Origin of the sequence: Pseudomonas rhizoryzae (assembly GCF_005250615.1) — a bacterium.
In the GTDB taxonomy this organism is placed as follows: domain Bacteria; phylum Pseudomonadota; class Gammaproteobacteria; order Pseudomonadales; family Pseudomonadaceae; genus Chryseomonas; species Chryseomonas rhizoryzae.
This window is the reverse complement of sequence record NZ_SULM01000015.1, coordinates 19,486-32,947: the sequence shown is the minus strand read 5'-3', so window position 1 is coordinate 32,947 and position 13,462 is coordinate 19,486. Positions and strand designations below refer to the sequence as shown.

Here is a 13,462-nt window from a genome sequence, read left to right as displayed (position 1 = left end):
GCGGACCGGGCTCGCGAACGAGTTTACGACCGGTAAATGAGCATTCCGAAGCCTTTTTCAACGAAGCATCACCGAGCGCAGGCACTTTTGGTACAGAGCCTAAGGGCGACGGGAGCTGTTGCCAGCCGGTAGAATCGACGCCCTGTCATTTTCCAGGGCGTCTTTTTTCATGCGCATAGGTCACGGTTTCGACGTTCACGCCTTTGGCGAGGGCGACTTCATTACCCTTGGTGGCATTCGTATCCCCCATCACCATGGCTTGGTCGCCCACTCCGACGGCGACGTGCTGCTGCACGCCCTGGCCGACGCCCTGTTGGGCGCCGCGGCGCTGGGCGACATCGGCAAGCATTTCCCCGATACCGATCCGCGCTTCAAGGGTGCCGACAGCCGGGTGCTGTTGCGCCACGTGGTCGGCCTGGTGCGGGAGCAGGGCTGGAAGGTGGGCAACGTCGACGGCACCATCGCCGCCCAGGCGCCGAAGATGGCGCCGCACATCGAGGCCATGCGCCAGGCCATCGCCGAAGACCTGCAGGTCGAGCTGGGCCAGGTCAACGTCAAGGCCACCACCACCGAGCGCCTAGGCTTCGTCGGGCGCGAGGAAGGGATCGCCGTGCACGCCGTGGCGCTGCTGTTGCCGCTATGACCGAAGACCAGCTGCTCGGGCCGCGTGCCCATGGCGAGCCCTGTGGCCAGGCGATCCTCAAGGCCAGTGCCGAAGACTTCCAGGTGGACGAGGTGCTGGACATCCCGCTCAGTGGCGATGGCGAGCATCTCTGGCTGTGGGTCGAGAAGCGTGGCCTCAATACCGAAGAAGCCGTGCGTCGTCTGGCCCGCGTCGCTGGCGTACCACAGCGGGCGATCAGCTACGCCGGACTCAAGGATCGCCAGGCGCTGACCCGTCAATGGTTCAGCCTGCACCTGCCCGGCAAGGCCGATCCGGATTTGGCCGCCGCCTGTGACGAGACGCTGGTGATCCTGCAGCAGGGCCGGCATCGTCGCAAATTGCAGCGGGGCGCCCATGCCGCCAACGGTTTCCGCCTGCGCCTGACTGGCCTCAAGGCCGATCCGGCGGCCTTGGAGGCTCGGCTGCAGGCCATCGCCGCCCAGGGCGTGCCCAATTATTTCGGGCCGCAGCGTTTCGGCTACCAGGGCAGCAATCTGGCCGATGCCCGGGACTGCGCGCGCGACCAGCGCCTGCCCGAGCAGCGCAACCGCCGTTCGCGCACCTTGTCCGCCGCGCGCAGCTGGCTGTTCAATCAGGTTTTGGCCCGGCGCGTCGCCGAAGGCTCCTGGAATCAGGTTCGTGAAGGTGACCTGCTGGCCTTCACCGATAGCCGCAGCCAGTTCCCGGCAACCGCCGCGGATCTGGCCGATCCACGCCTCGCGGCCCTCGACCTGCACCCCACCGGCCCCCTCTGGGGCAAAGGGGATTCGCCGGTAGCAGGCCCGGCTGCCAGTCTCGAGCAAGGCGTGGCAGAGGCCGCCGGAGAGCTGCCCGCCTGGCTGGCCGGTGCCGGCCTGTCGCATGAACGGCGCATCCTGCGCCTCCCCATCGGCGGCCTGACGTGGCATTATCCCGCTCCTGACATTCTGCAAATCGAATTCGTCCTGCCGGCCGGCTGTTTCGCCACCGCAGTGGTTCGCGAGCTGGTAACGCTCGGCGAGGCGGGGCAGACGGAACATCCATGCGACTTCTGATCGCCAACGACGATGGGGTACTCGCCCCCGGTATCGCCGCGCTGCATGCCGCGCTCGCCGCCCGTGCGGACTACGAGTGCCAGGTGGTTGCGCCGCTCTATGACATGAGCGGTGTGAGCAGCGCCCTGACGCTGGATCGGCCGCTGCATCCCCAGCGTTTGCCCAACGGCTACTTGGGCGTCAACGGCACGCCCACCGATTGCGTTCACCTCGGCCTCAACGGGTTGCTCGAGGAGACCCCGGACATGGTGGTGGCCGGCATCAACCTGGGCGCCAACCTGGGCGATGACGTCCTCTATTCCGGTACCGTGGCCGCGGCCATGGAGGGGCGCTTCCTCAACCGTCCGGCCATCGCTTTCTCGCTGGTATCGCGCAGTGCCGAGCGTATGGCCGTCGCGGCGGAGATCGCCGCCCGCATCGTCGCCCTGCACGAGCGTCTCGACCTGCCGCCGCGTACGGTGCTCAACGTCAATATCCCCGATCTACCGCTGGAGCAGATCAAGGGTGTGCAGCTCACGCGACTCGGCCATCGGGCCCAGGCCAAGCCGCCGGTGCGCGAGGTCAATCCGCGGGGCAAGGTCGGCTACTGGATCTCCGTGTCGGGCGATGCGGTGGACGGCGGCCCAGGTACGGATTTCCATGCTGTACTAGAGGGCTATGTATCGGTCACGCCGCTGCAGTTCGACCGTACCTTCCGCGAGGGCTTCGCCGGCCTGTCGGCGCTGACGGAGCTGCTGGCATGAATCAGGGGCAAGAGCATATGCAAAGACACGGCATCGGCATGACGTCCCAGCGCACCCGCGAGCGGCTCATCCAGCGACTCTACGAGGAAGGGCTGTCCAACGCCCAGGTGCTGGAGGTGATCCGTCGCACGCCGCGTCACCTGTTCGTCGACGAGGCCCTGGCCCATCGCGCCTACGAAGACACGGCGCTGCCCATCGGCCACAACCAGACCATCTCCCAGCCCTTCATGGTGGCGCGCATGACCGAGCTGCTGCTCGCGGGTGGGCCGCTGGACAAGGTCATGGAGATCGGCACCGGCTCCGGTTACCAGACCGCCATCCTGGCGCAGACCGTGGAGCGGGTGTTTTCCGTCGAGCGCATCCAATCGCTGCAGGATCGCGCCAAGGAGCGCCTGCTCGAACTCAATCTGCGCAACGTGGTGTTCCGCTGGGGCGATGGCTGGGAAGGCTGGCCGGCCCTGGCACCCTATAATGGCATCATCGTCACCGCTGCCGCCCGCGAGGTGCCCCAGGCGCTGCTCGACCAGTTGGCGCCGGGTGGCCGCCTGGTGATTCCGGTGGGCGTCGACGAAGAGCAGAAGCTCTTGCTGATCGTGCGCCAGGACGACGGCTTCGTTCGCCATGAACTCAACGCCGTGCGTTTCGTGCCGCTGCTCAACGGGCCCCTGGCTCAGTGAGAGACCCGGGAACGTTACCTGCGCGTCGGGCTCCAAGGCAGCCTGGCGGCTGCGACCGCTTGAGCCCGGCAGGATGACCGGACGCTAGATGATCAGACTCTGCGGGAGGAACGGGTGAAGGCCCGAGCGCAAGGATTTCCAGGACGAGGGCGAGCGGTTTGGCTGGCGGGGTTGCTCGTGGCCCTGTTGCTGACGGGGTGCTCGACCTCGGGTTCGCGGGCGCCGGTGGTCGAACGTAGCGATAGCCGCGGTGGTGTTCCCCAGGTCACGTCCGGTCAATATCGCGTCAAACGCGGCGACACCCTGTTTTCCATCGCTTCCCGCAATGGGTGGGAGTGGCGTGCCCTGGCGGCGCAAAATGGCCTCAGTGCGCCCTATGTCATCCACGTCGGCCAGGTGATCCGCTTTGGCAGCGGTTCCACGGCGACCGCCAGCGGCTCCAGCCGTATCATCCGGCGCCCGGCCACGGGATCGCCCGCTGCGGTCGCTACCGGCCCGGCGGCGGGGCATCCGGTCGCGACGCCGGTGCCGACTTCACCGCCGGTCACCTCGAATCCCAGCGCCGCCACGCCGGTAGTGACCGCGAATCTGCCCGAGGCACCCCCGCCGACCCCGGTGACACCTGCCCAGACACCCACTCGCGACGTGCCCCAATCGGCTGCCGGTTGGGCTTGGCCGACGAAAGGTACTTTGATCAGTCGCTTCTCCGCCAGCAGTACGCTGAACAAGGGAATAGACATCGCCGGGCAGGAAGGACAGCCCGTCATGGCCGCCGCCGACGGCACCGTGGTGTACGCGGGCAACGGTCTGAGGGGTTATGGAGAACTGGTTATCATCAAACACAGCGAAACCTACGTCAGTGCCTACGGTCACAACCGTAGGTTGCTGGTTCGGGAAGGTGAGCGTGTCAAGATAGGGCAGACGATTGCCGAGATGGGTTCGACCGGTACCGACAGGGTCAAGCTCCATTTCGAGATCCGCCGTCAGGGCAAACCGGTGGATCCCTTGCAGTTCCTGCCCAATCGCTGATTCGCTAGGCGCCGACTCGATCCCGCAATCCTTTGGGGGCGAGTCATGGCGCATCGGCAACGTATCGGTACGCCCTGGCTCGAAGCACAGACGAGCAAGGGTTACTCAAGATGATCCAGATTAAACAAGAAACCGAGTACGACCTCGGAGACGACGTTCTGCTTCTCGATTCCAACCGCTTCGGTGAGGAATCTGCCGATACCGCCATGGGCAAGGCGCTGTCCGGGCGCGGCAATCAGGTTCTTCGTGGGGCGAAGCTGGCCGACTACGGCAAGGCACTCGACGCTACGCAACTCTATCTCAACGAAATCGGCTTCTCGCCACTGCTCTCGCCAGCCGAAGAGGTGCACTTCGCACGGCTGGCGCAACGCGGCGATCCCGCCGGTCGCAAGCGCATGATCGAAAGCAATCTGCGTCTGGTGGTGAAGATCGCGCGGCGCTACATCAACCGGGGCCTGTCGCTGCTCGATCTGATTGAGGAGGGCAACCTCGGCTTGATCCGTGCGGTGGAGAAGTTCGATCCGGAACGCGGTTTCCGTTTCTCGACCTACGCCACCTGGTGGATCCGGCAGACCATCGAACGGGCGATCATGAATCAGACCCGTACCATCCGCCTGCCCATCCACGTGGTGAAGGAGCTCAACCTGCACTTGCGCGCGGCGCGGGAACTGACTCAGAAGCTCGATCATGAGCCTTCGCCGGAAGAGATCGCGGCGCTGCTAGAAAAGCCGGTAGCGGACGTGAAGCGGGTAATGGGCTTGAACGAGCGCATCAGCTCGGTCGACATGGTGCTCGGCCCCGATTCCGAGAAGACCCTGCTCGATACTCTCACCGATGACCGACCCACCGATCCTTGCGAGCTGCTGCAGGATTCCGATCTCAACCAGAGCATCGACCAGTGGCTGCTAGAGCTGCCGGAAAAGCAGCGGGAAGTGGTGGTTCGTCGCTTCGGGCTACGCGGACACGAGGCCTGCACCTTGGAGGAAGTGGGGCAGGAAATAGGCCTGACCCGCGAGCGGGTCAGGCAGATTCAGGTCGAGGCGCTGAAGCGGTTACGAGAGATCTTCGAGCGTAACGGCCTGTCCAGCGACGCGCTGTTCTGACGCCACTAGCTGAACACCAACCCAACGAAGCCCGGATTAGTCCGGGCTTTTTTCTGTGTCGCACTGTAGGTCTCGGCTTACAGGACGCGTAAGCGGGAGGCGCCGAGGATTGCCGGAAAGCCTCGCTTGGTCCGCATTGCCAATCTCAAGTGACTGTTACGTAAGGGATTTTTTGGTTCGGGTCTGACGCTGGGCGGGCAGGTGCCGAGCCGGATGGCAGATTGCCGGCGTTCGCTACAAGAGTAGTATCGGCTCTGTGTTAAGGACGACACGGATCGGCAGGACGCGGATCGGGAACACCTCAGGACGAGGTTCACCAGGACGGTGGCAGGATTTCAGGGACAGGGACGAAGGGGGCGGAGCGATCCGCCCCCTTTTTTATCGCCTGGACTTTTCAGGCAACGTCTAGCGTTCGAGCTGGGGGAGCTTATTGGGCTTGCCATCCCACTCGGCGGCGTCGGGCAGGGCATCCTTCTTCTCGGTGATGTTCGGCCAGATGTTGGCCAGCTCACTGTTGAGTTCGATGAAGGCTTCCTGGCCGGCCGGTACCTCGTCTTCCGAGAAGATCGCTTGGGCCGGGCACTCGGGCTCGCACAGGGCGCAGTCGATGCACTCGTCCGGGTGGATCACCAGGAAGTTGGGGCCTTCGTAGAAGCAGTCCACCGGGCAGACTTCCACGCAGTCGGTATATTTGCATTTGATGCAGTTGTCAGTGACGACGAAGGTCATCTGCTCATTCTCCTCAGGCTAAGGCGGCGGATTCTAGCAGCATTGCCAGAAGCCTCGTATCCGTTAACTCAGATACGCTTTTTCCATTCGTAGATAAGCTCCAGGGCCTTTCTGGGTGTGATGTCGTCTGGCTGCAAGCGTTCCAGTTCCTCGATAAGAGGATGGGCGGCGCTGGCGAACAGATCGGCCTGCAGCGGGCGGGTCTTGGGCGGTGCGCTCACCGCTGGCGCACCGGCGACTTCCCCGTTGAAACTGGCGGCTTCCAGACGGGCGAGGTGCTCGCGGGCGCGCAGGATGACGTCCTCGGGGACACCGGCCAGCTGCGCCACGGCCAGGCCGTAGCTCTGGCTGGCCGGGCCGGGTAGCACATGGTGCAGGAAGACGATGCGATCGTTGTGCTCGGTGGCGTTGAGGTGGACGTTGGCCACCGTCGGCTGGCCTTCCGGCAGGACGGTCAGTTCGAAGTAGTGGGTGGCGAACAGCGTCCAGGCGCGCAGTCGCGCCAGTTGCTCGGCGGCGGCCCAGGCCAGCGACAGGCCGTCGAAGGTACTGGTGCCGCGGCCGACCTCGTCCATCAGCACCAGGCTGTGTTCGCTGGCGTTGTGCAGGATGTTGGCGGTCTCGCTCATCTCTACCATGAAGGTGGAGCGGCCACCGGCCAGGTCGTCGCTGGAGCCGATGCGGGTAAAGATGCGATCCACCAGGGACAGCTCGCAACTGGCCGCCGGGACGAAGCTGCCGACATGGGCCAGCAGCACGATCAAGGCGGTCTGGCGCATATAGGTGGATTTACCGCCCATGTTCGGGCCAGTGATCACCAGCATGCGGGTGTCGTTGTCCAGAGTGACGTCGTTGGCGACGAAGGGCGTTTCCAGCACCTGCTCCACCACCGGATGGCGACCCTGGCCGATCTTCAGGCAGGGCTCCTCGACGAAGCGTGGTTTGTTCAGGTCCAGATTGAGCGCCCGTTCGGCGAAGTTGGCCAGGACGTCCAGTTCGGCCAGGGCGGCGGCGCTGTCCTGCAGCGGTGCCAGGTGGCCGATGAGTTCGTCGAGCAGGGTTTCGTAGAGGGCCTTTTCGCGCGCCAGGGCGCGGCTCTGGGCGGACAGCGCCTTGTCTTCGAAGGCCTTGAGTTCCGGGGTGATGAAGCGCTCGGCGCCTTTTAGGGTCTGGCGGCGGATGTAGTCGGCCGGGGCCGACTCGGCCTGCTTGCTGGGGATCTCGATGAAGTAGCCGTGGACGCGGTTGTAGCCGACCTTGAGGCCCTGCAGGCCGGTGCGGGCCTTTTCGCGGGTCTCCAGGTCCATGAGGAACTGGCCGGCGTTTTCGCTGAGCGTCTGCAACTCGTCCAGCTCGGCGTCGTAGCCGCGCTTGATGACGCCGCCGTCGCGGATCACCGCGGGCGGGTTGTCGATGATGGCACGGGCCAGGGTGGCGGCCAGCTCCGGATAGGTCTGGATGCTCTTGGCCAAGTCGAGTAGGTGTGGGGCGATCATCTGCGTCAGCCCCTCCTGCAACGCCGGCAGCGCGGCCAGGGCATCGCGCAGACGGGCGAGGTCGCGCGGACGGGCGTTGCGCAGGCCGATGCGGGCGAGGATGCGCTCCAGGTCGCCGATGTCCTTGAGTTGCGGCTGCAGGGCCTCGAAGCGATAGCTTTCCAGCAGGCAGGTGATGGCGTCCTGGCGCGCTTCGATCACCGCGCGGTTGCGCAGCGGGCGATTCAGCCAGCGGGTCAGCAGGCGGCTGCCCATGGCGGTCTGGCAACGGTCGACCACCGATTGCAGGGTGTTGTCGCGACCGCCGGCCAGGTTGACGTCCAGTTCCAGGTTGCGGCGGCTGGCGCCGTCGAGGATGACGGTGTCGTCCAGGCGTTCGTGCCGCAGGCTGCGCAGGTGCGGCAGGGCGGTGCGCTGGGTTTCCTTGGCGTAGGCCAGCAGGCAGCCGGCGGCGCCGATGGCCAGGCCCAGCTTGTCGCAACCGAAGCCCTTTAGATCGCCGGTGCCGAATTGCTGGCACAGGCTCTTCAGCGCCGAATCGCAATCGAAGTCCCAGGGCGCGCGGCGGCGCACGCCGCGGCGCTTCTCGGCGGGCAGCCCGGCGGGCCAGTCGTCGGGGATCAGCAGTTCGGCGGGATTAAGACGCTCCAACTCGGCGAGCAGGGTCTCCCAGCCGGCCAGTTCCTGCACGGTGAAGCGGCCGCTGGCGATGTCCAGCACGGCCAGGCCGAACAGGCGCTCGTCACCCAGCACGGCGGTCAGCAGGTTGTCGCGGCGCTCGTCGAGCAGGGCTTCGTCGCTGACGGTACCGGGGGTGATGATGCGCACCACCTGGCGTTCCACGGGGCCCTTGCTGGTGGCCGGATCGCCGATCTGCTCGCAGATCACCACCGACTCGCCGAGCTTGACCAGCTTGGCCAGGTAGCCTTCGGCGGAGTGGAAGGGGATGCCGGCCATGGGGATGGACTTGCCGGCCGAGGCGCCGCGGGCGGTCAGAGTGATGTCGAGCAACTTGGCCGCGCGCCGGGCGTCGTCGTAGAACAACTCGTAGAAATCGCCCATGCGATAGAACAGCAGCTGTTCGGGATGCTGATGCTTGATTTTCAAGTACTGCTGCATCATGGGCGTGTGCGCGGAGAGGTCGCTCATGCGGGTAGTCTGATCCGGTTGCCTGTTGGATAGCCGCGTATTGTCCAATAACTCACGGCTTTTGTCGGCCCCGGATCGTTCAGCCGGCGGGTCTCACGCGGGTGGTTGATTGTCGCGTCCGCCCAGAAGCAGGTCGATCTGGGCCAGGAGGCGTTCGAGGGTGAAGGGCTTGGCCAGCACCTCGATGCCCGCCAGGGCGGTGGATTCACCGGGTAGCTGGGCCTCGGCATAGCCGGTGATCAGCAGGATCTTGAGGTCCGGTCGCCGTTCTTTGGCCAGGGCAGCCAGCTGGCAACCGCTCAGGCCGCCCGGCAGGCCGACGTCGGCGATCAGCAGGTCCAGTGGCGTAGCGGACTCCAGTACCCGCAGCGCGGTGGTGGCATCGGTCGCTTCCAGGGTCTGGATGCGGTGCTCGCGCAGGGCATCGTCCACCAGGGTGCGCACCATGGGTTCATCGTCCACCACCAATACCGTCAGGCCTGCGGGATAACGCGTCAGCGCGGCCGGCCGTGGCGCGACGGGAAGGGATTCGACTTCGGCCAGGCGCGGCAGGTAGAGGGTGACGGTAGTGCCCGCTCCCGGTGTCGAGGCGATGTGGGCAAGTCCTCCGGATTGCTTGGCGAAGCCATAGATCATCGATAGGCCCAGGCCGGTACCCATGCCGACCGGCTTGGTGGTGAAGAAGGGGTCGAAGGCGTGGGCCAGCACCTCGGGGGCCATGCCGGAACCGGTATCGACCACGGCCAGGGTCACGTAGTCGCCGGCGGGTAATTCGAGGGCCGCGGCCTGGTCGTCGGCCAGCCGCTGATTGGCCGTGACGATGCGCAGCATGCCGCCATCGGGCATGGCATCCCGCGCGTTGATGCACAGGTTGAGCAGAGCGTTCTCCAGCTGATGCGGATCGCACAGAGTGATGTGCAGATCCTCGGCCAGCTCGCTATGGATCTGGATGTGCGGACCAACCGAGCGGCGGATGAGTTCTTCCATGCCTCGCACGAGGTCGTTGGTGCGGGTCGCCGTGGGGTCGAGGGCCTGGCGGCGGGAAAAGGCCAGCAGGCGATGGGTGAGGGCGGCGGCGCGTTCCGCGGCACCCTTGGCCGAACTGGCGTAGCGCTGCAGATCGGTGAAGCGCCCCTGTTCGAGACGTAGGGACAGCATGTCCAGGCTGCCGATGATTCCGGTCAGGAGGTTGTTGAAGTCGTGGGCGATGCCTCCGGTGAGTTGGCCCACGGCTTCCATCTTCTGACTCTGGCGCAACTGCTCTTCGGCGTGCTGAAGCGCCGCCTGCTGCTCGCGAATGGCGGTGACTTCGCGCACCGTCGAGTAGATGAGCCCGTCCTGCAGCACCGAATTCCAGGACAGCCAGCGATAGCCGCCGTCGCGATGCCGATAGCGATTCTCGAAGCCGAACACCGGCTCGCCGGTCGCCAGGCGGGCCAGGGCGGCTTCGGTGCTCGTCCGATCATCGGCATGGACGAAGGCCATGAAGGGCTCCCGGCGTAGCTGTTCCTCGGTCCAGCCTAGGGTACTGGTCCAGGCCGGGTTGAGGTCGAGCAACTGGCCTTCCAGACTTGCCGTGCAAATCAGATCCGGACTGGCTTGCCAGATGAGGTCGCGCTGGCGGGTCCGCAGGGTCACCTGTTCGCCCAGGTTGCCAGCGAAGCGGTAGAGGGATTCCAGGCTGCGGCGCTGAGCGACGCAGACCACCGCCATGACCACATTGACGAAGACGAACAGCGCGTGGGACACCCAGCGCTCGGAGAAGAGGGCAAAGTAGGCCGGCGCCTTGACGAACAGCGTCTCGGCCAGCAATACCGCCAGCAGCGTGGCGAAGATCCCCGGACCCAGGCCGAACCAGAAGGCTGCGGTCATGATGAAGGGGATGAACAGCAGGTATGGCAGGCTGTCGATACCCAGGCTCAGGCGGATACCGGCCGCGAGCGCGATAAGCAGCGCGGCGCCCAGATAGCGCAAGGGGGCGGGAGCATCCCGCGGGGCCAGCTGCAGCAGCCGGCCGAGCAGGGTGGGGGTGGAGATGGACACTAAGGCTTAGACCTCGAGACGCCGGTCCGTCACGCTACTTGAAGAGGGCACGACGGGACAGTCAGGCGTCATGAGTTGATCAGGTGCCCTCATGGCGCTCGAATTCTTCCACCGCACGGACGACGTCCGCGTTGTCCTGAGCAATGCTGCGGGCCTGACGTTCGAAGGCCGAGGCCAGTTCGTCGACCAGTTGCAGCAGACGCGGGATATCGCCGCTGCGCTCGGCATCGGCGGCTTGTTCACGCACGCGGTTGACGAAGGCATGGGGATCGTCGAAGGCGGTCATGGTGGTTCTCCGTTGGGGTGATGCTCATCTGACCGCAAATGCCGGCCAAGACTCACTGCCGCCGCGTCCAGACTTCCGGATTGACCAGATTCGCCGGACGGTGTCCGGAGAGCGCGGCCAGCAGGTTGTCTACCGCGCAGCGCGCCATGGCCTCGCGGGTTTCCCGCGTCGCCGAGCCCAGGTGTGGCGTGGGCACCACGTTGGGCAGCTGCAGCAGCGGGGAGTCCGGCGCCACGGGTTCGCGGTCGAAGACGTCCAGCCCGGCTCCGCGTAGGCGGCCTTCCTGCAGGGCCGCGATCAAGGCCGCTTCGTCGATCACCGGTCCGCGCGAAACGTTGATCAGGATGGCGTGGGCCGGCAACTGGGCGAGTTCGGCGGCGCCGAGCAGATGGTGGGTCTCGTCGCTCAGCGGCACCGTGACGCAGAGGAAGTCGCAGCTCGCCAGCAGCTCGGGCAGGGGCAGGAAGCGCGCCCCGTAGCGTTCGTCCACCTCCGGCTTGGCGGCATGGGCGGTGTAGTTCACCTGCATGCCGAAACCCAGGTGGGCGCGCCGGGCGATGGCCTGGCCGATACGACCCATGCCGACCAGGCTGAGGGTCTTGCCATGGACGTCGCAGCCGAAGTGCGCCTCGCCGAGGCTGGCCTGCCACTGCCCGGCGCGGACCCAGTCCGCCAGTTCGACGATGCGCCGCGCGGTGGCCAGCAGCAGCGCGAAGGCGGCATCGGCCACGCTTTCGGTGAGCACGTCCGGGGTGTTGCAGAGCAGGATGCCGCGGCGCTCCAGGTAGGGCAGGTCGTAGCTGTCGAAACCGACCGAGACGCTGGCGATGGCCTCCAGCCGGGGCGCCAGGTCCAGCAGCTCGGGGGTCAGCTTGAAGCTGGAGCCGAGCAGGCCCTGGGCCTCGGGCAGGCGCTCGCGCAGCCGGGCTTCGCCGCCCGGCGCCTTGACGTCGACGTACTCCAGGTCGAAGGCCTCTGCCAGCCGCGCGGTCAGGGCCGGGGACAGGGCCTTGTAGTGGATCACCTTCTTTTTCATGGATGGGAGTTCCTGTCAGTGACTGGGGGCGGCTTTGAGTGAGGCGGCGACCGGCGCCGGCCCCTGGCGCAGCAGCAGGGTCAAGACCACCGCGACCAGCAGGGCGCCACCCATGAAGCCGAAGGATGCCCCGGGTCCACCGGTCACGCCGTTGAGGTAGCCCACCAGATAGGAGCCGGCGAAGGAGCCCAGGGCGCCCATGCTGTTGATCAGCGCCATGGCGCCACCGGCGACGTTGCCGGGCAGGATCTCGGGGACGATGGCGAAGAAGGGGCCATAGGGGGCGTACATGCAGGCGCCGGCAACCACCAGCAGCGCATAGGACCACCAGAAGTGCTGGCTGCCCAGGGCGAAGGAGCCGAGGAAGGCCAGGGCGGCGATCAGCAGCGGCGGCCAGACGAACAGCTTGCGATTCTGCAGGCGATCAGACGCCCAGGACACGCCGACCATGGTCAGCACGGCGGCGAGGTAGGGCAGCGCCGACAGCCAGCCGGCCTGGACGATGTCCAGGTGCGCGCCCTGGCGCAGGATCGACGGCAGCCAGATGACGAAGCCGTAGACGCCGATGCTCCAGCAGAAATACTGCAGCGACAGCAGGATGACCTTGGGCGAGCGGAAGGCTTCGGCATAGTTCTTCACCGGTTTCATGCCTTGCTGCTCGGCCTTGAGCGCGGCTTCCAGGCGTGCCTTTTCCTGAGCGTCGAGCCACTTGGCGTCCTTGGGGCGCTCGGCGGCCAGGCGCCACCAGATGAAGGCCCAGATCACCGCCGGCAGGCCTTCGATGATGAACATCCAGCGCCAGTCCAGCGCGTGGATCAGATAGCCCGAGACCACCGACATCCAGAGGATGGTCACCGGATTGCCGAGGATCAGGAAGGTGTTGGCCCGCGAGCGCTCCCGCTTGGTGAACCAGTGGCAGAGATAGACCAGCATCGCCGGCATCACCGCGGCCTCGACCACGCCCAGCAGGAAGCGAATGGCGATGAGCAAGGTGACGTTCGGCACCAGGCCGGTGAGGGTGGCGAGTCCGCCCCAGCCGATCAGGCTCCAGAAGATCAGCCGTTTGACGCTGCGCTTCTCGGCATAGATGGCGCCGGGCACCTGGAAGAAGAAATAGCCGAGAAAGAACAGCGCGCCCAGTAGCGACGACATGGCCGGGGTGATGCCCAGGTCGTCGGCCATGCCCGAGGCGGCGGCGAAACCGTAGTTGGCCCGGTCGAGGTAGGCCAGGCTGTAGGTGATGAAGACCACCGGCATCAGATACCACCAGCGGCGTGGAGCGAGAGGGGAAGCGTTCATAGGATCACCTGCTTGATTGTTCTTGTAATAGCCTGTTCAAAGGCTGCTGCGCGTCGGCCAAACGGCGTTGAAAAGCCCCTGGAAGGCCAGCCCGGTCGGAATGCTCATTTACCGCTCGTAAACTCCGCTTCCTCAGGTCTTTTCGCCTTGTTTGTCTCTAGCTCGCGAGCCTTT

Annotated in this window: 12 protein-coding genes; 6 read left to right on the top strand and 6 right to left on the bottom strand. The window is 65.7% G+C overall.

From position 1 onward, the window contains the following. The first annotated feature begins 169 nt into the window (after positions 1-169). The 6 genes from ispF (at position 170) to rpoS (ending at position 5,250) form a co-directional block, all read left to right on the top strand. Positions 170-643, top strand: a complete 474-nt coding sequence (gene ispF, locus FAZ11_RS21375; RefSeq protein ID WP_058766625.1) for a 2-C-methyl-D-erythritol 2,4-cyclodiphosphate synthase — start codon at positions 170-172, stop codon at positions 641-643. After that, on the top strand, positions 640-1,698 hold the full coding sequence (gene truD, locus FAZ11_RS21370; RefSeq protein ID WP_137279583.1) for a tRNA pseudouridine(13) synthase TruD: 1,059 nt from the start codon (positions 640-642) through the stop codon (positions 1,696-1,698). The genes ispF and truD overlap by 4 nt, the downstream gene beginning before the upstream one ends. Then, complete coding sequence (surE, locus tag FAZ11_RS21365; RefSeq protein WP_058762005.1) at positions 1,686-2,441, top strand: 5'/3'-nucleotidase SurE; 756 nt, start codon at positions 1,686-1,688, stop codon at positions 2,439-2,441. The genes truD and surE overlap by 13 nt, the downstream gene beginning before the upstream one ends. 38 nt (positions 2,442-2,479) lie before the next feature. Beyond that, complete coding sequence (locus FAZ11_RS21360) at positions 2,480-3,118, top strand: protein-L-isoaspartate(D-aspartate) O-methyltransferase (protein WP_167371488.1); 639 nt, start codon at positions 2,480-2,482, stop codon at positions 3,116-3,118. A gap of 171 nt (positions 3,119-3,289) precedes the next feature. Beyond that, the gene (locus tag FAZ11_RS21355) at positions 3,290-4,147 is read left to right on the top strand and encodes a peptidoglycan DD-metalloendopeptidase family protein (protein ID WP_081319982.1); all 858 of its coding nucleotides are present in this window, start codon (positions 3,290-3,292) and stop codon (positions 4,145-4,147) included. Positions 4,148-4,257: 110 nt separating this feature from the next. Then, positions 4,258-5,250, top strand: coding sequence for an RNA polymerase sigma factor RpoS (rpoS, locus tag FAZ11_RS21350; protein ID WP_137279584.1), 993 nt, complete (start codon positions 4,258-4,260; stop codon positions 5,248-5,250). A gap of 405 nt (positions 5,251-5,655) precedes the next feature. On the opposite strand, the gene fdxA is transcribed toward rpoS, so the two are convergent. The 6 genes from fdxA to FAZ11_RS21320 all read right to left on the bottom strand — a co-directional run bounded on the left by fdxA (position 5,656) and on the right by FAZ11_RS21320 (position 13,288). Further along, on the bottom strand, positions 5,656-5,979 hold the full coding sequence (fdxA, locus tag FAZ11_RS21345) for a ferredoxin FdxA (protein ID WP_007159459.1): 324 nt from the start codon (positions 5,977-5,979) through the stop codon (positions 5,656-5,658). A 68-nt stretch (positions 5,980-6,047) separates the two neighbouring features. Continuing rightward, the gene (gene mutS / locus FAZ11_RS21340) at positions 6,048-8,624 is read right to left on the bottom strand and encodes a DNA mismatch repair protein MutS (RefSeq protein ID WP_137279585.1); all 2,577 of its coding nucleotides are present in this window, start codon (positions 8,622-8,624) and stop codon (positions 6,048-6,050) included. Positions 8,625-8,717: 93 nt separating this feature from the next. After that, positions 8,718-10,667, bottom strand: a complete 1,950-nt coding sequence (locus tag FAZ11_RS21335; protein ID WP_058772488.1) for an ATP-binding protein — start codon at positions 10,665-10,667, stop codon at positions 8,718-8,720. A gap of 79 nt (positions 10,668-10,746) precedes the next feature. Further along, on the bottom strand, positions 10,747-10,953 hold the full coding sequence (locus tag FAZ11_RS21330; RefSeq protein WP_058762011.1) for a hypothetical protein: 207 nt from the start codon (positions 10,951-10,953) through the stop codon (positions 10,747-10,749). Between the two features lie 52 nt (positions 10,954-11,005). Then, positions 11,006-11,989, bottom strand: a complete 984-nt coding sequence (locus tag FAZ11_RS21325; protein ID WP_058772487.1) for a 2-hydroxyacid dehydrogenase — start codon at positions 11,987-11,989, stop codon at positions 11,006-11,008. A 15-nt stretch (positions 11,990-12,004) separates the two neighbouring features. Then, the gene (locus FAZ11_RS21320; RefSeq protein ID WP_137279586.1) at positions 12,005-13,288 is read right to left on the bottom strand and encodes an MFS transporter; all 1,284 of its coding nucleotides are present in this window, start codon (positions 13,286-13,288) and stop codon (positions 12,005-12,007) included. Between the last annotated feature and the right edge of the window lie 174 nt (positions 13,289-13,462).